The 18,133-nt window shown below is 60.5% G+C and carries 15 protein-coding genes; 9 read left to right on the forward strand and 6 right to left on the reverse strand.

Annotated features, from left to right (window positions below; all coding sequences use genetic code 11):
• Together cydB and J3P94_RS04625 are read left to right on the forward strand one after the other, a co-directional pair.
• Positions 1-1,008, forward strand: a complete 1,008-nt coding sequence (cydB, locus tag J3P94_RS04620) for a cytochrome d ubiquinol oxidase subunit II (RefSeq protein WP_434571683.1) — start codon at positions 1-3, stop codon at positions 1,006-1,008.
• Positions 1,009-1,029: 21 nt separating this feature from the next.
• On the forward strand, positions 1,030-1,194 hold the full coding sequence (locus tag J3P94_RS04625; RefSeq protein ID WP_305498675.1) for a DUF2474 domain-containing protein: 165 nt from the start codon (positions 1,030-1,032) through the stop codon (positions 1,192-1,194).
• Between the two features lie 23 nt (positions 1,195-1,217).
• Here J3P94_RS04625 and J3P94_RS04630 read toward each other — a convergent pair whose 3' ends face one another.
• A complete protein-coding gene (locus J3P94_RS04630; protein WP_434571685.1) occupies positions 1,218-2,342 on the reverse strand; it encodes a methyltransferase in 1,125 nt (374 codons plus the stop codon).
• Positions 2,343-2,523: 181 nt separating this feature from the next.
• Positions 2,524-3,237: an autoinducer binding domain-containing protein gene (locus J3P94_RS04635; protein ID WP_434571687.1), complete on the reverse strand. Its 714-nt coding sequence runs from the start codon at positions 3,235-3,237 to the stop codon at positions 2,524-2,526.
• 275 nt (positions 3,238-3,512) lie between these two features.
• Here J3P94_RS04635 and J3P94_RS04640 point away from each other — a divergent pair, with 275 nt between their 5' ends.
• Positions 3,513-4,289 (forward strand): ferredoxin--NADP reductase, encoded by a 777-nt coding sequence (locus tag J3P94_RS04640; RefSeq protein ID WP_434571689.1) that lies wholly within the window; start codon positions 3,513-3,515, stop codon positions 4,287-4,289.
• A gap of 46 nt (positions 4,290-4,335) precedes the next feature.
• Here J3P94_RS04640 and mscL read toward each other — a convergent pair whose 3' ends face one another.
• Positions 4,336-4,749, reverse strand: a complete 414-nt coding sequence (gene mscL / locus J3P94_RS04645; protein WP_434571690.1) for a large-conductance mechanosensitive channel protein MscL — start codon at positions 4,747-4,749, stop codon at positions 4,336-4,338.
• Between the two features lie 284 nt (positions 4,750-5,033).
• On the opposite strand from mscL, the gene katB reads away from it, so the two are divergent.
• The 3 genes from katB to radA all read left to right on the forward strand — a co-directional run bounded on the left by katB (position 5,034) and on the right by radA (position 8,641).
• Positions 5,034-6,575, forward strand: coding sequence for a catalase KatB (gene katB, locus J3P94_RS04650; RefSeq protein WP_434571692.1), 1,542 nt, complete (start codon positions 5,034-5,036; stop codon positions 6,573-6,575).
• A gap of 107 nt (positions 6,576-6,682) precedes the next feature.
• A complete protein-coding gene (locus J3P94_RS04655) occupies positions 6,683-7,231 on the forward strand; it encodes an ankyrin repeat domain-containing protein (RefSeq protein WP_434571694.1) in 549 nt (182 codons plus the stop codon).
• A gap of 42 nt (positions 7,232-7,273) precedes the next feature.
• Positions 7,274-8,641, forward strand: coding sequence for a DNA repair protein RadA (gene radA / locus J3P94_RS04660; protein WP_030140305.1), 1,368 nt, complete (start codon positions 7,274-7,276; stop codon positions 8,639-8,641).
• A 62-nt stretch (positions 8,642-8,703) separates the two neighbouring features.
• On the opposite strand, the gene J3P94_RS04665 is transcribed toward radA, so the two are convergent.
• On the reverse strand, positions 8,704-9,060 hold the full coding sequence (locus tag J3P94_RS04665) for a PilZ domain-containing protein (protein WP_434571697.1): 357 nt from the start codon (positions 9,058-9,060) through the stop codon (positions 8,704-8,706).
• A gap of 158 nt (positions 9,061-9,218) precedes the next feature.
• On the opposite strand from J3P94_RS04665, the gene J3P94_RS04670 reads away from it, so the two are divergent.
• The 3 genes from J3P94_RS04670 to yjiA all read left to right on the forward strand — a co-directional run bounded on the left by J3P94_RS04670 (position 9,219) and on the right by yjiA (position 12,671).
• On the forward strand, positions 9,219-11,285 hold the full coding sequence (locus J3P94_RS04670; RefSeq protein WP_434571699.1) for a carbon starvation CstA family protein: 2,067 nt from the start codon (positions 9,219-9,221) through the stop codon (positions 11,283-11,285).
• 15 nt (positions 11,286-11,300) lie between these two features.
• Complete coding sequence (locus J3P94_RS04675) at positions 11,301-11,498, forward strand: YbdD/YjiX family protein (protein ID WP_003201656.1); 198 nt, start codon at positions 11,301-11,303, stop codon at positions 11,496-11,498.
• Between the two features lie 204 nt (positions 11,499-11,702).
• Entirely contained in the window at positions 11,703-12,671 is a 969-nt protein-coding gene (gene yjiA / locus J3P94_RS04680; RefSeq protein ID WP_434571701.1) for a GTPase, read from the forward strand.
• Positions 12,672-12,750: 79 nt separating this feature from the next.
• Here yjiA and glyA read toward each other — a convergent pair whose 3' ends face one another.
• Both glyA and J3P94_RS04690 read right to left on the reverse strand, forming a co-directional pair.
• Positions 12,751-14,004, reverse strand: coding sequence for a serine hydroxymethyltransferase (gene glyA / locus J3P94_RS04685; RefSeq protein WP_305498691.1), 1,254 nt, complete (start codon positions 14,002-14,004; stop codon positions 12,751-12,753).
• Positions 14,005-14,231: 227 nt separating this feature from the next.
• Positions 14,232-18,080 (reverse strand): bifunctional diguanylate cyclase/phosphodiesterase, encoded by a 3,849-nt coding sequence (locus tag J3P94_RS04690; protein ID WP_434571703.1) that lies wholly within the window; start codon positions 18,078-18,080, stop codon positions 14,232-14,234.
• Between the last annotated feature and the right edge of the window lie 53 nt (positions 18,081-18,133).

The following is an 18,133-nucleotide window of genomic DNA, read 5'->3' on the forward strand; positions in this document are numbered from 1 at the left end:
ATGGGTATTGACCTTCCGCTGATCTGGGCCGTGGTCATCATCTTCGGCATCATGATGTACGTGATCATGGACGGCTTCGACCTGGGGATCGGCATTCTTTTCCCCTTCGTCAAGGGCGAGCGCGACCGTGATGTGATGATGAATACCGTCGCGCCAGTCTGGGACGGTAACGAAACCTGGCTGGTGCTGGGCGGCGCCGGGCTGTTCGGGGCGTTTCCGCTGGCCTATTCGGTGGTGCTCTCGGCGCTGTACCTGCCGTTGATCCTGATGCTCGTCGGCCTGATCTTCCGGGGCGTGGCATTCGAGTTCCGCTTCAAGGCCAAGGCCGAGAAGCGGCATTTGTGGGACAAGGCGTTCATCGGTGGTTCGCTGACGGCGACCTTTTTCCAGGGCGTGGCGCTGGGGGCATTCATCGACGGTTTCGAGGTGGTCAATCGCCAGTTTGCCGGCGGCTCCCTGGATTGGTTCACGCCGTTTACGGTGTTCTGCGGGCTGGCGTTGATCGCCGCCTACGCTTTGCTCGGCTGTACCTGGCTGATCATGAAGACCGAAGGCAAGCTGCAAGAGCAGATGCACGACCTGGCCAGACCACTGGCATTCGTGGTGCTCGCCGTGATCGGCATCGTCAGCATCTGGACGCCGCTGGCTCACGCCGACATCGCGGCACGCTGGTTCACCCTGCCGAACCTGTTCTGGTTCCTGCCGGTGCCGATCCTGGTGCTCGTCACCATGTACGGCTTGTTCCGCGCCGTGGCCCGCAACGCCAACTACACGCCGTTCATCCTGACGCTGGTGTTGATCTTTCTTGGCTACAGTGGCCTCGGCATCAGCTTGTGGCCGAACATCGTGCCGCCATCCATTTCGATCTGGGACGCCGCGTCACCGCCCCAGAGCCAGGGCTTCATGCTGGTCGGCACGCTGTTCATCATTCCGTTGATCCTGGTGTACACCTTCTGGAGTTACTACGTGTTCCGCGGCAAGGTCACCCATGACGATGGCTACCATTGACCGACCTGCGAGGTGCCGAGAATGGCCAAGCCTGACTTGAAAGACATCGAAGCCGCTGAGAAAAAACCGTTATGGCAGCGGCTCGGCTGGCTGGTGATGATCTGGGCCGGGAGTGTGCTGGCGCTGTTTATCGTCGCCAGCCTGATGCGGATGTTCATGAACGCCGCCGGGCTGACGACTCATTGAGCGGACCGCACTGAATGCCAGGGCTACTTGCGGGCCTTGAGAATCACGAATTTTGGCGTGGCGGCGACCTGCTCGACTCCCCGGAACAGCCGAGCCAGCTTGCTGTGGTAGCCCAGGTGCCGGTTGCCGACGATGTACAGCGCGCCGCCAACCACCAACGCCTCGCGGGCTTGCTGGAACATCCGCCAGGCGAGGAAGTCGCCGACCACTTGCTGCTGATGGAAGGGTGGGTTGCACAACACCACATCCAAAGATTGTGGCGCTTGTCCGGCGAGTCCATCGCCGGCCCGCAGGGTCACCTCACGCTCGCCCAGGGCCGCTCGCCAGTTTTCAGCGGCTGATTGGACCGCCATGTACGACTCATCCACCAACGTGTACTGGGCCTGCGGGTTGTGCAGGGCGCTGGCGATAGCCAGCACGCCATTGCCGCACCCCAGGTCCGCCACCCGCGCCGCGCCGAGGTTCTTTGGCAGGTGTGGCAAAAAGGCGCGCGTGCCGATATCCAGCCCTTCGCGACAGAATACGTTGGCGTGATTGATTAACTCGATTTTCGGCTCATCCAGCCAATAGCGAGTGGGGTAGGGAGAGGCGGTGGTGGTCCTGGTTTGTGGCGTGGCAATCAACAGGCGAGCCTTCTTCACCGCCAACGAGGCCTGTACCGGGCCGATATAGCGCTCCAGCAGATCGCCAGCGGCCCGTGGCAGATGCTTGACCATCGCGGCAGCTATGACCTGAGCGCCTGGAGCCAGTTGCTCTTGCAGCCGGATCAATTGCTCTTCCAGCAGGGCCAGGGCCTTGGGTACTTTGATCAGGACACGGTCGAACAGCCCTGTCAGCGGTTCGCTGGCGGGCACGATCGGTACCGCATCGAAGGGCAAACCGTTGCGCGCCAGGTTTTTCTCCAATGCCTGTAGGGCAAGGAACGAGTCGCCGCTGCTGGTGACCTTGACCTTGCCGGCCAAGCTCGCCGCCAGGGCCCCGAAGCCGTCATTGAGTACCAGAACCCGGGTATCCGCTCCCGGCTGCTGTTCGGCCAGGTACGCAAGCAGATATTCATCGGCTGCGTCGAATGCCTGCAGCGGCTCGTTCTGCTGTTCGGGTTGGCGGATCAGGTCGAGTTGGGCGAAGGGACTGTCTAGCAAGGGCATGGCGGGGACTCTGGCAAATCAACGAATGTCCCGCTGCCTGGGGGCAGGTGTCTCAACGGGACCGCCTGAATGAACTGCGTTGCGTGCCTGGCACGTCATCATTCAAGTGGAACCGTAAATGGTACGTTTTTTTGCCGGGTAATACTCGTGGGTTTTTCAGCGGGCTGTTCTGCCTTGCTGATCAGATCACATGGATATGGGCCGCCTTGGCAACCGCCGAGATTTTGTTGGTCACGTTCAGTTTCCGCATGCAGCTATTGACATGGAAATTCACGGTGCGCTCGGAAAGACAGAGGATCCTGCCGACTTCCGATGCCGTCTTGCCTTCGGCGGACCATCTCAATACTTCAATTTCCCTTGGCGACAAATGGACTGTCTGTGACGAAGGCCCGGCGTCGGACATTAGCCGGCCCGCCAGCGCATGCAACCGTTGGCTGGCGAAAATGGCATAGCCCAGGTTGCCATAATGCTCCTCCGGGTCGATGGGGCGTTGCATCCTGGCGAGACTGAACAGACTGTAATAGGTGCCCCGTTCCTCATGGACGGCTTGGGTCCAGCCATGGCTGAGTCCTTGGTGTTCCAGTTCCTGCCATAACTCGGGCGCCTCGCAAAAAACATCTTCACTCCAAAGAATTGGCAATGATGAATGATTGCAGTGTGCCAGTATTGGATCGTTCGCGGCATAACCGTTTTGTTTGTACAGCTTGTTCCATCCGTAAGGGTAGTTGTTGATATTGATCTGATGCCTGTGTCTGTCCGTAAAAGTCGGGTATGCAGCGAAGGCGCAGTATTCAAATCCCTGATAATTAAAGAAGTTTTGTACGAGGCGATAGGCTTTTTGCAAATCCTGTTCGCACGATAATTTTCGCAATTGCAAATCTTTCCATGTATCCATGGCGTTCTCCTGAGTGTCGTGGATCCCATTGAAGCTGCGAAAAATTAGTGTAGGAGATTTCCTCAATGTTAGGTATTTTTTTGTCGATGTTAGTTGTTTATGGACTGGGTCGAGTTTTTACGATGTTTTTCGATACGCTGTTTAGTTTTTGTATAAGGCTGATGAAAGATTCTTCCATCAATGTTTAATGTTCAGTTCAATACCATTACTGATCGTAAGTGGTTAACGTGCTTGGTTTACGGGACAATACGGTCCTCGTCCCATTGGAGAGGCTCATGACCGACAGCGCAGAAAAGTTTACCCGCCAAACCCTGATCGATGCGCAGCCCCTGACGCCTCACCTGTTTACCCTGCGTACCACCCGGGATCGCGGCTTTCGTTTCCGGGCTGGTCAGTTTGCTCGACTGGGGGTGGTGAAGGCGGACGGCACTGCCGTCTGGCGGGCTTATTCCATGGTGTCTTCGCCGTTCGACGAGTTTCTCGAGTTTTTTTCCATCGTCGTCCCGGACGGCGAATTCACCAGCGAGCTCAGCCGGTTGAGGCCGGGGGACAGCTTGTTGGTCGAGCGCCAGGCCTTTGGTTACCTGACGCTGGACCGTTTTGTTGACGGTCGCGATTTGTGGCTTTTGTCCACCGGGACAGGGGTCGCCCCGTTTCTTTCTATCCTGCAGGACTTCGAGGTCTGGGAAAAATTCGAGCGAATCATCCTCGTTTACAGCGTCCGCGAGTCACGGGAGTTGGCCTATCAGGCCTTGATTGATGCGTTGCCCCGGCGAGACTATCTAACGGAATACGCCCATAAGTTTCGCTTCATTGCGACCGTTACCCGTGAACAACACCCTGGCGCCCTCAACGGACGCATCACCACACTGATCGAAAATGGCGAGCTGGAACAGGCCGCCGGTGTCGCGCTGACGCCAGAGCATTCGCGGGTCATGTTGTGCGGCAACCCGCAGATGATTGACGACACGCGCAAGTTGCTCAAGGCCAGGGGCTTGCAACTGAGCCTCACGCGGCGGCCCGGCCAGGTGGCGGTGGAAAATTACTGGTGAAAAAAATGGCGTCCGTGGGACGCCATTTTTGGGCCGGCGAGAATGCTCAAGGCCTCTCGTTCTGAGCCTTGAGCAGGTCGCGGATCTCGCTGAGCAATTGTTCTTCCTTGGTAGGAACAGGCGGCGCGCTCGGAGCGACGGCCTCTTCGCGCTTCAGGCGGTTGATGGCTTTGACGCCCATGAAAATGGCGAAAGCCACGATGATGAAATCCACTGTCGTCTGGATGAATTTGCCATAGGCGAGCACCACCGCTGGCGTATTTCCCTCGGCCGCCTTGAGCGTGATCGCCAAGTCACTGAAATCCACTCCGCCGATCAGCAGCCCGAGCGGTGGCATGACCACGTCGCCAACGAATGACGAAACGATTTTGCCAAAAGCAGCACCAATGATGATCCCGACGGCCATGTCGACGACATTGCCTTTGACCGCGAAGGCCTTGAACTCGCTTAGCACGCCCATGAGTTGTTCCTTGTGACAGATGAGATTTATAGCCGCAGTGTAAGTCAGCTAAACGGGTCTTGCCTGACATGCATGCTTACCAAGCTTGCCAGTTATCGACCCAGCACCTCGCAAAAAGTTTACAAAGTGCCACCAATCGCGCGTGATACGCGGTTCAGGGCCGATTCCCCATATTGTTTTTTCTATCAGGTCGGTACGGCATTTCTATTTAGGTTTCGGTTTGTCGAGCACTAGCCTCTGAAAGGCGCACATGGATGCGCTCTATAAAATCAGAGGAAACTCACATGAACACTTCCCTTGGCCTTGGTGCTTTTTCCAACCGCCATACCCTCGTTGTGCTGACCGCCAGCCTGTTTTCCCTGTCGGTCAATGCCGCCACCCTGACCCGGGATAATGGCGCGGCAGTGGGCGACAACCAGAACTCCCAGACCGCCGGCCCCAACGGCCCGACCCTGCTGCAGGATGTGCAACTGATCCAGAAGCTCCAGCGTTTTGACCGTGAACGGATCCCCGAGCGTGTGGTGCATGCCCGTGGTACCGGTGCGCATGGCGAGTTTACGGTATCCAATGACCTGAGCGACCTGACCAAGGCCAAGGTATTCGCCGCCGGACAGGTCACGCCGGTGTTCGTCCGTTTTTCCGCCGTGGTGCACGGTAATCATTCGCCTGAGACGCTGCGTGATCCTCGAGGCTTCGCTACCAAGTTCTACACGGCCGATGGTAACTGGGACCTGGTCGGGAATAATTTCCCGACGTTCTTCATCCGTGATGCGATCAAGTTTCCCGACATGGTCCATGCGTTCAAGCCCGACCCTCGGACCAACCTGGACGATGATTCGCGTCGTTTCGATTTCTTTTCCCACGTACCGGAAGCCACCCGCACGCTGACCGAGCTGTATTCCAACTCCGGCACCCCGGCCAGTTATCGCGAAATGGACGGCAATGGCGTGCACGCTTACAAACTGATCAACGCCAAGGGCGATATCAGTTACGTGAAGTTCCATTGGAAAAGTTTGCAGGGGTTGAAAAACCTCGATCCAAAAGAAGTAGTGAAAGTTCAAGGGCAGGATTACAGCCATATGACGAATGATTTGGTCAGTCATATCAACAAGGGTGACTTTCCAAAGTGGGATCTGTACGTTCAGGTGCTCAAGCCGCAAGACTTGTCGAAGTTCGATTTCGATCCGCTGGACGCCACCAAGATCTGGCCGGACGTGCCTGAGCGAAAAGTTGGACAGATGGTGTTGAATCGTAATCCGGCGAATGTTTTCCAGGAAACCGAACAAGTCGCGATGGCCCCGGCCAATCTGGTCCCGGGTATCGAGCCTTCCGAGGATCGCCTGTTGCAGGGTCGGGTCTTCTCTTATGCCGATACGCAAATGTACCGGGTCGGGCCGAACGCGTTGCAGTTGCCCATCAACGCGCCCAAGGTCGCGGTAAACAATGGCAACCAGGACGGTGCGATGAATTTCGGCAGCACCAGCACTGGCGTGAACTACCAGCCGAGTCGCTTGATGCCGCGCGAAGAGCAACCTGCGGCGCGCTATAGCCAGGCAGCGCTGACCGGCAGCACCCAGCAAGCGAAAATCCAGCGCGAGCAGAACTTCAAGCAGGCGGGTGATCTGTACCGCTCGTTCAATCAGAAGGAGCGCAACGACTTGATCGAAAGCTTCGGTGGGTCATTGGCAACGACTGACGATGAGAGCAAGCACATCATCCTGTCGTATCTCTACAAGGCTGACCCCGAATACGGCACCGGCGTGGCTCGTGTCGCCAAAGGCGACCTGGCGCGGGTCAAGGCGCTGGCCGAGAAGCTGAGCGACTGATCGATCTGTAGGGAGCAAGTTTGCTCGCGATGCGGTGTCCGGCAGGCAGGGTTGCCTGATCGCGAGCAGGCTCGCTCCCACGGGTCTGCTGCATAAGGAGAAGCCTGATGCGTAATTTTCTTCTATTGGTATTCATGACCTGGTCGGTGGGCGTATTGGCCGAGCAGGCTGTACCCGTCGATCCGGCTGCGGTGCGGGAACAGCTGCAAGGCTATTATTTCGACGCCGCACGCCGGGGTGATGTGCCGATGCTCGATACGTTCATCGAGGCCGGTTACTCGCTCGACACCCGGGATGAAAAGGGCTACACGGCGCTGATCCTGGCGGCTTATCACGGCCACGCGCCCGCGGTGGAGCGGCTGTTGGCCGCTGGCGCCGATGCCTGCGCCCAGGACAAACGCGGCAATACTGCGTTGATGGGTGCCATCTTCAAGGGTGAAGTCCAGATCGCCCGCCGGTTATTGTCCACCGAGTGCAGTCCGGACCAACGCAACGGCGCCGGACAGACTGCTGCGATGTATGCGGGCCTGTTCAAGCGTGACGAATTGCTCGATGCCTTGAAGGCCAGGGGCGCCGACCTGGAGGCCAGGGATCCGCTGGGCAATAGCGCGGCGGATCTGGCGAAGGGCGAAATCAGAATGCCGGCCCCGCAGTAAAGCCTGGCTAGGCTATCATCGCGGTTTTTACCCGGAGTTCAGATGGCCAAGGCAAAGCGCATGTACGGCTGCACCGAGTGCGGCTCGACCTTTCCCAAATGGGCTGGCCAATGCAGTGAATGCGGGGCCTGGAATACCCTGACCGAAACCATGGTGGAAAGCGGCGGGGCGGCGGCACCCACCGGGCGCACGGGTTGGGCTGGGCAACAAGCCCAGATCAAGACCCTGGCCGAGGTCAGCGTCGAAGAAATCCCGCGCTTTTCCACGGCGTCCGGCGAACTGGATCGCGTGCTGGGCGGCGGTCTGGTGGATGGTTCGGTGGTACTGATCGGCGGAGATCCGGGCATCGGCAAATCCACCATCCTGCTGCAGACCCTGTGCAATCTCGCCACTCGCATGCCGGCGCTGTATGTCACTGGCGAAGAGTCCCAGCAACAGGTCGCGATGCGCGCACGACGGCTGGGGTTGCCCCAGGATCAGTTGCGCGTCATGACCGAGACTTGCATCGAAACCATCATCGCCACGGCGCGCCTGGAAAAACCCAAGGTGATGGTGATCGACTCGATCCAGACGATCTTCACCGAACAGCTGCAATCGGCACCGGGCGGCGTGTCCCAGGTACGCGAAAGCGCGGCGTTGCTGGTGCGTTATGCCAAGCAGAGTGGCACGGCGATCTTCCTGGTCGGCCACGTCACCAAGGAAGGCGCGCTGGCGGGCCCTCGGGTGCTGGAACACATGGTCGATACGGTATTGTATTTCGAAGGCGAATCGGACGGTCGCCTGCGTTTGTTGCGAGCGGTGAAGAACCGTTTTGGCGCCGTCAACGAATTGGGCGTGTTCGGCATGACTGACCGGGGCCTGAAGGAAGTCTCCAACCCTTCGGCGATTTTTCTCACGCGTGCCCAGGAAGAAGTTCCGGGTAGCGTGGTCATGGCGACGTGGGAAGGCACTCGACCGATGCTGGTGGAAGTCCAGGCGCTGGTGGATGACAGCCACCTGGCGAACCCGCGCCGGGTCACCCTGGGCCTGGATCAGAACCGGCTCGCCATGCTGTTGGCTGTCTTGCACCGACACGGCGGCATTCCTACCCACGATCAGGATGTGTTCCTCAACGTGGTGGGCGGGGTGAAGGTATTGGAGACCGCCTCCGACCTGGCGTTGATGGCGGCCGTGATGTCCAGCCTGCGCAATCGGCCGCTGCCGCATGATTTGCTGGTGTTCGGTGAAGTCGGGCTGTCGGGTGAAGTGCGGCCAGTGCCGAGCGGGCAGGAGCGGCTCAAGGAGGCTGCCAAGCATGGCTTCAAGCGCGCCATCGTGCCCAAGGGGAACGCGCCGAAGGAAGCGCCCGCGGGGTTGCAGATCATTGCGGTAACGCGGTTGGAACAGGCGTTGGATGCTTTGTTCGAGTAGCGGCTTGTGCAGGCCTCCTGTGGCCAGGGAGCAAGCTCCCTCGCCAGGGGAACTCGGTGCCGTCAGATATGAATCAGCGCCGCCAGCTCCCGCTCCAGCTCGTCATGGTCGGCCAGATTCAGCTCTACCAGCCGACGTAGATGCGCAATGGAATCCAGGTCGATGTGTTCACAGACAAAGCCCAAGTGACCATGGTCGTCGTGAGTCAGCCGGACTTCCATCTTGACCTCAGCCTCGGGGCTCAAATGAATATCAGCCATGAAGGACTTTTCGGGGTCACCAATCCAGGGTTCGGGCTTTTCGATCAGCAGCCCCTTGAGAGATAGATCCAGCAGCTTTACCGGCCAGATGAACGGCCCTTGGCTCAGTTCGGTCTTGGCATGGAACTCAATTCGTACGAAGCGGCGGCGTTCGCTCATTACGCAATCCCTCTGGAGATTCACTGACTATAGACCCTGCTGGCGCAGCATCGTGCCCGTTTGGCCATTGGCAGACGAATGTCGGGTATGGCCTTTACGCCGGTAAGCGCTAAACTCGGGTGGCTGTCTTTCTTGTCCACCCTGGCTGGAATAAAAAAATGAAAAACAATAATAGCCTGCTACGCCATCTGCCCTGGCTACTGCTGGCCGTCGTAGGCGCGTGCGCCCTTGGCGTCGTGGCCCTGCGCCGCGGAGAGCCGATCAACGCCCTCTGGATCGTCGTCGCAGCCGTGGCCATCTACCTGGTCGCCTACCGCTACTACAGCCTCTTCATCGCCAACAACGTGATGCAACTCGATGCGCGCCGGGCCACGCCCGCCGTGCTCAACAACGATGGCCTGGACTACGTCCCGACCAACAAACACATCCTCTTCGGCCACCACTTCGCGGCCATTGCCGGCGCGGGGCCGCTGGTCGGGCCGGTGCTGGCGGCGCAGATGGGCTATCTGCCCGGCACGCTCTGGCTGATCGCCGGCGTGGTGCTGGCCGGTGCGGTGCAGGACTTCATGGTCCTGTTCCTGTCGACCCGCCGCAACGGTCGCTCGCTGGGCGACATGGTGCGCGAGGAAATGGGCCGCATCCCCGGCACCATCGCGCTGTTCGGCTGCTTCCTGATCATGATCATCATCCTCGCGGTGCTGGCGCTGATCGTGGTCAAGGCCCTGGCCGAGAGCCCGTGGGGCATCTTCACGGTGATGGCGACCATCCCGATCGCGATGTTCATGGGCATCTACATGCGCTACATCCGCCCGGGCCGCATCGGTGAAATCTCGCTCATCGGCGTGCTGTTGCTGCTCGGTTCGATCTGGCTGGGCGGGCAGATTGCCGCCGACCCGGTCTGGGCCAAGGCCTTCACCTTCACCGGGATCCAGATCACCTGGATGCTGATCGGCTACGGTTTTGTCGCCGCGGTGCTGCCGGTGTGGCTGATCCTGGCGCCACGGGACTACCTGTCCACCTTCCTCAAGATCGGCACCATCATCGCCCTGGCGATCGGCATCCTGGTGACCATGCCCGAGCTGAAAATGCCGGCGCTGACCCAGTTCACCGACGGCACCGGGCCGGTGTGGAAGGGCGGTCTGTTTCCGTTCCTGTTCATCACCATCGCCTGCGGCGCGGTCTCGGGTTTCCACGCGCTGATCTCCTCGGGCACCACGCCCAAGCTGCTGGATAACGAAACCAACGCCCGCTACATCGGTTACGGCGGCATGCTGATGGAGTCGTTCGTGGCGATCATGGCGATGGTCGCGGCCTCGGTGATCGAGCCGGGCGTGTACTTCGCCATGAACAGCCCGGCGGCGATCGTCGGCACCGACGTGGTGGCTGTGGCCCAGACTGTCAGCAGCTGGGGTTTTGCAATCACCCCCGATGCGCTGCAAGCGGTGGCCAAGGACATCGGCGAGACCACCATTTTGGCCCGTGCCGGCGGTGCGCCGACCCTGGCGGTGGGTATCGCGCAGATCCTTCACTCGGTGCTGCCGGGTGAGAACACCATGGCGTTCTGGTACCACTTCGCGATCCTGTTCGAAGCGCTGTTCATCCTCACCGCGGTAGACGCCGGCACCCGTGCCGGGCGGTTCATGCTGCAGGACCTGCTCGGCTCGTTCGTGCCGGCCCTCAAGCGCACCGAATCGTGGACCGCCAACCTGATCGCCACCGCCGGCTGCGTCGCGCTGTGGGGCTACCTGCTGTACCAGGGCGTGATCGATCCGCTGGGCGGCATCAACACCTTGTGGCCGCTGTTCGGCATCTCCAACCAGATGCTGGCCGGTATCGCGCTGATGCTCGCCACCGTGGTGCTGATCAAGATGAAGCGCCAGCGCTACGTCTGGGTCACGTTGCTGCCGGCCAGCTGGCTGCTGATCTGCACCACCACCGCGGGCCTGATCAAGCTGTTCGACGCCAACCCGGCGATCGGCTTCCTGGCCTTGGCGCGCAAGTACAACGATGCCCTGGCCGCCGGCCAGATCCTGGCCCCGGCCAAGAGCATCGAGCAGATGCAGCACGTGGTGTTCAACGCGTACACCAACGCAACGCTGACGGTGTTGTTCCTGTTCGTGGTCTTCAGCATCCTGTTCTATGCGCTCAAGGTCGGCATCGCCGCCTGGGGCACGAAAGAACGCACGGACAAAGAAGCACCATTCCAGGCCCTGCCGGACGCTTGATAGGGGATTGCAACGATGTTCAATGACTTGAGTCGCCTCGGTAAATACCTCGGTCAGGCCGCCCGCCTGATGGTCGGCATGCCCGACTACGACAACTACGTCGAGCACATGCAAACCAAGCACCCCGACAAGCCGCTGATGGACTACGAGGCGTTCTTCCGAGAACGCCAGGAAGCCCGCTACGGTGGCAAGGGTGGCCCCAAATGCTGTTGAACTGAAGTAATCCCCTGTGGGAGCGAGCCTGCTCGCGAAAGCGGAGTGTCAGTCAAGGACGATGTCGACTGACCTGACGCCTTCGCGAGCAGGCTCGCTCCCACAGTTGTTTTTGGGGCAGACTCAGGATTCGCATGCGCTACAAAGGCTCGCTCCCACAGGAGTTTGTTTGCCTTATTTTAATTTCGAAACAGGAGATCCAGTGTGTCCTCTCCCATCCCGGTCACGATCCTCAGCGGCTTTCTCGGTGCTGGCAAGACCACGTTGTTGCGTCATCTGCTCAAGGCCGAGCACGGCCTGAAAATCGCCGTGATCGAGAACGAGTTCAGCGATGCCGGCATCGACACCCAGTTGCTGGGCGACGATCCGGTGCAAGTCATGACCCTGGCCAACGGTTGCGTGTGCTGCACCATTCACACCGATCTGACCAAGGCCCTGTATCTGTTGCTCGAGCGGCTGGACAGCGGTGAAATCGCCTTCGACCGCCTGGTGATCGAATGCACCGGCCTGGCCGATCCAGCCCCAGTGGCCCAAACCTTCTTCATCGATGAAGACCTGCGCGAACGCTACATCCTCGACGGTATCCTGACCTTGGTGGACGCCGCTCACGCCGAGATCCACCTGACCCAGGCCATTGCCCAGGCCCAGGTCGGGTTTGCCGATCGGCTGCTCATGAGCAAGACCGACCTGGTGGACGCCGCTCATGTCGAGGCACTTGCCGAGCGCCTGACTCGGATTAACCGACGGGCGCCGATCCGAGTGGTCGAACACGGCAAGATTGATCTGGCCGAGTTGCTCGACATTCGCGGCTTCAATCTCAACGCCGACCTGGGCGGCGGGCTCAGCCTTCGCCCGGTCGCCAAGGCCACCACGGCCGATCGCATCAGCAGCCTCGTGCTGCGCACCGACAAGCCGCTGGATATCGACAAGCTGAGTGCGTTCATGAATCAGCTGCTGGAAGAGCACGGCAAGCAATTGCTGCGCTACAAAGGTGTGCTGAACATTGCCGGCGAACCCCGCCGACTGGTATTCCAGGGCGTACTCAAGCTGTACGGTTTTGATTGGGACACCGAATGGGCCGAGGGTGAAGCTCGGGAAAGCGTGATCGTGTTCATTGCCGATGAATTGCCTGAAGAGAAGATCCGCGAAGGTTTCGACGCCGCACTCCTCTGACCATCCGCGCCTGCGCCTGGATTTTCATACCGCCAAAAAAAAACCGGCCGCAGGGGCCGGTTTTTTGTTGCTACTGCTGTTAAGCGCCGTACACCGGCAGCTTCTTGCAGATGGCCTTGACCTTCTCGCGAACGGCATCGATCACCGCTTCGTTGTTCAGGTCCGCCAGGATGTCGCAGATCCAGCCGGCCAGTTCCTTGCACTCGGCTTCCTTGAAGCCGCGAGTGGTCACGGCCGGGGTGCCGAAGCGCAGGCCCGAGGTGACGAATGGGGAGCGTGGGTCGTTCGGCACCGAGTTCTTGTTCACGGTGATGAACGCCTTGCCCAATGCGGCGTCAGCGTCTTTGCCGGAGATGTCCTGCTTGATCAGCGACAGCAGGAACAGGTGGTTTTCAGTACCGCCGGAGACCACGTCGAAGCCGCGTTCGATGAACACGCCGGCCATGGCCTTGGCATTCTTCACCACTTGCTGCTGGTAGGCCTTGAACTCAGGTTGCAGAGCTTCCTTGAAGCAGATCGCCTTGGCCGCGATCACATGCTCAAGCGGGCCACCCTGGGCGCCAGGGAATACGGCCGAGTTCAGCTTCTTCTCGATGTCGGCGTTGGCGCGTGCCAGGATCAGGCCGCCACGTGGGCCACGCAGGGTCTTGTGGGTCGTGGTGGTGACCACGTCGGCGAACGGCACCGGGTTCGGGTAGACGCCAGCGGCGACCAGGCCTGCAACGTGAGCCATGTCGACGAACAGGTAGGCACCGACCTTGTCGGCGATTTCGCGGAAGCGCGGGAAGTCGAGGATCTGCGAGTAGGCGGAGAAACCGGCCACGATCATTTTTGGCTTGTGCTCGACCGCCAGGCGCTCGACTTCGTCGTAGTCGATCAGGCCGTTGCCATCGATGCCGTACTGGATGGCGTTATACAGTTTGCCCGAGGACGAAACGCTGGCGCCGTGGGTCAGGTGACCGCCGTGGGCCAGGCTCATGCCCAGGATGGTGTCGCCGGCCGACAGCAATGCCAGGTAGACGGCGGCGTTGGCTTGGGAGCCTGCGTGCGGCTGGACGTTGGCGTAATCGGCGCCAAACAGTTGCTTGGCGCGGTCGATGGCCAGTTGTTCGACCACATCGACGTACTCGCAACCGCCGTAGTAGCGCTTGCCCGGGTAGCCTTCGGCGTACTTGTTGGTCAGTACCGAGCCTTGAGCTTCCATCACCGCGGGGCTGGTGTAGTTTTCCGAAGCGATCAGCTCAATGTGCTCTTCCTGGCGCTGAGCTTCTTGCTCCATGGCGGCAAAGAGATCGGCGTCGTACTTGGCAATAGTCAAATCACGGCTGAACATGGCGGTCCTCAAGGATCGGGGGCAGAAAAGGGGGGCATTCTAACCCAACCGGTTTTGGAAGGCATATGAAAGGACGTCATGTCCTGGACGAATGGGTTTCATGGGGGCTCTGTGTCGTCCTGGCTGGCCCCATCGCGAGCAAGCTCGCTCCCACACTGGACCTGCGTACACATAACCCTGTGGGAGCGAGCTTGCTCGCGATGGGGCCAGTCCAGGCAACAGAGATTTCAGTCGAGCATGAACAGCGCATCATTGCTGAACTGCGCTTCAAACCGGTTGGCCGGCATCGGGCGGCCGAACAGGTAGCCCTGGACCTCGTCGCAGCCATGTTCACGGAGGAAATCCAGTTGCTCGTGCGTCTCGACACCCTCGGCGATGACCGCCAGGTTGAGACTATGGGCCATGGCGATGATTGCCCGGGCGATCTGTGCATCCTGCTCGCCGGACGGCAGGCCGTCGACGAAAGTACGGTCGATCTTCAGCACGTCGATGGGGAATTGCTTGAGGTAGTTGAGGGATGAATAACCGGTGCCGAAGTCATCGACCGCGATGCTCAGGCCCAGATTCTTCAAGCCGGCCAGGATCTGCATCGCCTCGCTGACTTCGCGCATCAGAATGCTCTCCGTCAGCTCCAGTTCCAGGCAAGCCGGCGGCAGGCCGGTGCTGCGCAGGATATTGGCGATGCGCGTGCCGAGTTGGCCGTCGGAGAACTGCCGGGCGGAAATGTTGACCGAGACCTTCGGCACCCGGACCTTGGCCTGGTGCCAGGTCTTGAGCTGGCGACAGGCCTCGCTGATGACCCAGTCGCCGACGTCCACCACCAGCCCGAGTTCTTCGAGCACCGGGATGAAGTCCCCTGGCGGCACCAGCCCGCGTCGCGGATGGCGCCAGCGCAGCAAGGCCTCGGTCCCGGTCAAGCGCTTGCCGTCGCCGCTGAACTGTGGCTGGTAATACAGGACGAACTCGTTCTGTTCCAGCGCATGGCGCAGGTCGCTTTCCAGCTCCAGGCGCTCCAGGGCGCTGGCGTTCATGTCGGCCTGGTAGAACTGGAAGTTGTTCTTGCCGCGCTCTTTGGCGTGGTACATGGCGGTGTCGGCGTTTTTCATCAGTTGGCTCAGCTCGTTGCCGTCCTGTGGACTCAGGGCGATACCGATACTGGCGGTGACGAAGAACTCCCGGCCTTCGAGCACAAACGGCCGGACCAGGCTGGCAAGGATCTGCTCGGCCACGGTAATCGCCCGGTTGAGCGCCATTTCGCGGCTTGCGCGCGGTTGCAGCAACAGGGTGAACTCGTCGCCGCCCATGCGCGCCACCGTGTCGTCATCGGCCACGCAGCCGAGCAGCCGCGTGGCCATTTCCTTGAGCATCCGGTCGCCGGCGGCGTGGCCGAGGGAATCGTTGATCGGCTTGAAGCGGTCCAGGTCGAGGAACATCAGCACCACCCAGCTCTTCTGCCGTTCCGCCGATTGCAGCGCGGTATGCAGGCGGTCCTGGAACAGCGTGCGGTTGGGCAGGTGGGTCAGGGCGTCGTAGTAAGCCAGGCGGTGGATGCGCTGCTCGCTGGCCTTGCGCTCGCTGATGTCGCTGAAGAAGCACACGTAGCTGGCGAGGTCGCCCTCGTCGTCGAGCACCGCGGTAATGCCGACCCAGGCCGGGTAGTGCTCGCCGTTGCGGCGCTTGAGCCAGACTTCGCCTTCCCAGGTGCTGTGCTGTTGCAGCTGCTTGAGTACGTAGCGCAGGTGGGCTTCCTGCTGCTCGTCCACGGTCAGCATGTTGGGCAACTGGTCCAGCACCTGCGACACCGCATACCCGCTGACGCGGCTGAAGGCTTCGTTGGCCTGGACAATGTAGCCGGCCGGGTCGGTGATCAGGATCGCCGAGGTGGAATGCTCGAATACCGTCGCGGCCATGCGCAGGTCTTTTTCCGCTCGGCGCTGCTGGCTGATGTCGCGGCCCACGCCCAATACCCCTTCAAACGCACCGTTGTCGTCCCACACCAGCACCAGCCGCAGCTCGATGGGAATCTTGCGCCCGTCGGCACGCAGGCAGTCGAACAGGAACAGTTGGGTCTGCAACTGGTTGCGCAGCTCGGCCAGTTGGCCAGGCTTGTCGAGGGCCTTGCTGACCCGGTCCATCAGGCTGTAAATGCCGGTCAGTTGTTGCGGATTGGCGATGGTCGACTGCCAGCCATGCTGGAAGATCCAGTCGGCGGTGTAGCCCAGCACTGCCTGGACCGACGGGCTGACATAGTTGAGCGAGAGCTTGCTGTCGGTGGAGAAAATCACGTCGCTGATGCTTTCGGCGAGCATCCGGTAGCGCTGCTCGCTGTCGCGCAACGATTCGCTGGCCTCGATCTGCTCGGTGATGTCCTTGGCCACGCCGATGATCCGCGTGACCTGATTGTGGCGGTCCCGGGCTAGAGCCTGTTCACGGACCTCGAAACGTCGCCATTTGCCGTTGCGATGGCGAAAGCGTAACTGGCATTGCAGCAGTTGCGTGTAACCGCCGCGGCGCTGTTCCTGGCGCAGATGGTGGTAATGATCGGCATCGTCACTGTGCAGCAGGATTTCCCAGAAATATTCGCCCATCTGGTGCAACTCGGTACGGTCGTAGCCGAGCGTCTGGCCCAGGTGGTGGTTGCTGAAGATCATCCGCTGGCTGATGACGTCCTGTACGTAAAGATGATCCGGGACGGTGCGCACCACGTCGGACCAGAAGCCTTCGCGCTCAAGCAGCGACAATTCGATCAGCTTGCGGCTGGTGATATCGCTGATGCTCAGGATGACAGCGTTATAGTCCTCCTGTGTTTCCGGCAGGCGCAACACCAGCCACAAATGCTGGTCACGACCATGGGCGTCCTGGAGCCTGATTTCCAGTTCCAGTTGTTTGTGCTGGTCAAGCAGCGCTTCGAGCAGTTTCGAGCCAACCGGGTTGTTGTCTTTTGCCGCGTTGCCCACCAGCAGTTGCCAGGCCTGTTCGCAGGAGTCGACATTGAGCAGCTTCAAGGCCATCTGGTTGACTTCGGTGACGTGCACTTGCTGCTGTAACTGCTCGAGCTGCTGGGGGACCTGCAGCCAGGCGCGCAACTGCTCGCCATCATGCAGGCCGGCCCTGGCAAAAAAGCCCTTGAGCCCGGACAGGTCAAGTACACAGAGGGCCACGCCGGTGCCCTCGAAAATGTCCTGGTAGCGGCGGCGCCCCTCATGCAACTGACGCTGGCGGCGACGCATGTTCAGCAGCGCGATCACCGGCAGCAGCGAAAACGCCAGGCCCAGCAGGCATTTGCCGATGAACGCGGGCAGCAACTGTTCGAGCACCTGGCTGCGATCGAACAACCCGCGCAGCTGCCAGTCACTGCTGCTCAGGGGCACGGTCAACACGGTGTTGCTCAGGTCTTGCTCGGTCAATCGGGTCGGGTTGAGCGCGGGCGGGGCCTCGTCACGGCTGACGATTTGCTGGTTGAGCCGGTTCTCCACCAGCCACAGCGGGCGCAGCCCGGTATCGGCCTGTTTGGTCAATGTCGCAAAAAAACTCGGGGTCAGGCGCAACGCCCAATAACCGCGAGTACTGCCGCTGGCCTGATGCAAGAGCAGGTGCACCACGGAACCGTCCTCGGCATTACTGAAATAATGCGCCTGGGCATGACTGCGCCGTACCAGTTCGGCCAGGTAGCCGGCATCCTCGCTGGTAGCGTCGCTGTCGCTGAGCACCCGGCCGGAAGGGCTCAGCAGTGCCAGGCTGCGTAATTCGGGCAACGATTGCTGGAGTTTGCGCAGCAGCGCCTGTTGTTCGTCGGCGCTTTGCGGTTGTTCGACGATCGGTAGCAGATTGAGTGCAATCTGCGCATTCAACGCCATGTTCAGGCTGACTTGCGCGGCCAGGTCCGCGGTGTAGTCGATGGTGTATTGGCGCTGTTGCTGCTGGGTTTCGCGCAGTTGGTCGAGCAATTGCCAGAAAAGCAGGCCCAGCAGCAACAGCACCAGCGAGGCCAGCGCGCCCTTCAATGTCCCGCGCAGGGGCACGCCAGGCACAGCAGGGGCGGCGCGCGGGGACGGGGACGGAGTGACGTTGGACAAGCTGTAATCCTGCAGTTTGCTGGACTGGCGCGACGTGCACTATAAGCCGGACG

The organism is Pseudomonas sp. Z3-8 (assembly GCF_051131975.1).
Classification (GTDB): domain Bacteria; phylum Pseudomonadota; class Gammaproteobacteria; order Pseudomonadales; family Pseudomonadaceae; genus Aquipseudomonas.

Excerpts from the sequence above, each read along its gene's own strand:
- J3P94_RS04665 (WP_434571697.1), bottom strand. The coding sequence starts at position 9,060 with ATGAGCGAACGCCGCCGCTTCGTACGAATTGAGTTCCATGCCAAGACC.
- cydB (WP_434571683.1), top strand. The coding sequence starts at position 1 with ATGGGTATTGACCTTCCGCTGATCTGGGCCGTGGTCATCATCTTCGGC.
- J3P94_RS04625 (WP_305498675.1), top strand. The coding sequence starts at position 1,030 with ATGGCCAAGCCTGACTTGAAAGACATCGAAGCCGCTGAGAAAAAACCG.
- mscL (WP_434571690.1), bottom strand. The coding sequence starts at position 4,749 with ATGGGCGTGCTAAGCGAGTTCAAGGCCTTCGCGGTCAAAGGCAATGTC.
- J3P94_RS04670 (WP_434571699.1), top strand. The coding sequence starts at position 9,219 with ATGAAAAACAATAATAGCCTGCTACGCCATCTGCCCTGGCTACTGCTG.
- J3P94_RS04630 (WP_434571685.1), bottom strand. The coding sequence starts at position 2,342 with ATGCCCTTGCTAGACAGTCCCTTCGCCCAACTCGACCTGATCCGCCAA.
- radA (WP_030140305.1), top strand. The coding sequence starts at position 7,274 with ATGGCCAAGGCAAAGCGCATGTACGGCTGCACCGAGTGCGGCTCGACC.
- glyA (WP_305498691.1), bottom strand. The coding sequence starts at position 14,004 with ATGTTCAGCCGTGATTTGACTATTGCCAAGTACGACGCCGATCTCTTT.
- J3P94_RS04640 (WP_434571689.1), top strand. The coding sequence starts at position 3,513 with ATGACCGACAGCGCAGAAAAGTTTACCCGCCAAACCCTGATCGATGCG.
- J3P94_RS04675 (WP_003201656.1), top strand. The coding sequence starts at position 11,301 with ATGTTCAATGACTTGAGTCGCCTCGGTAAATACCTCGGTCAGGCCGCC.
- katB (WP_434571692.1), top strand. The coding sequence starts at position 5,034 with ATGAACACTTCCCTTGGCCTTGGTGCTTTTTCCAACCGCCATACCCTC.
- J3P94_RS04635 (WP_434571687.1), bottom strand. The coding sequence starts at position 3,237 with ATGGATACATGGAAAGATTTGCAATTGCGAAAATTATCGTGCGAACAG.
- J3P94_RS04655 (WP_434571694.1), top strand. The coding sequence starts at position 6,683 with ATGCGTAATTTTCTTCTATTGGTATTCATGACCTGGTCGGTGGGCGTA.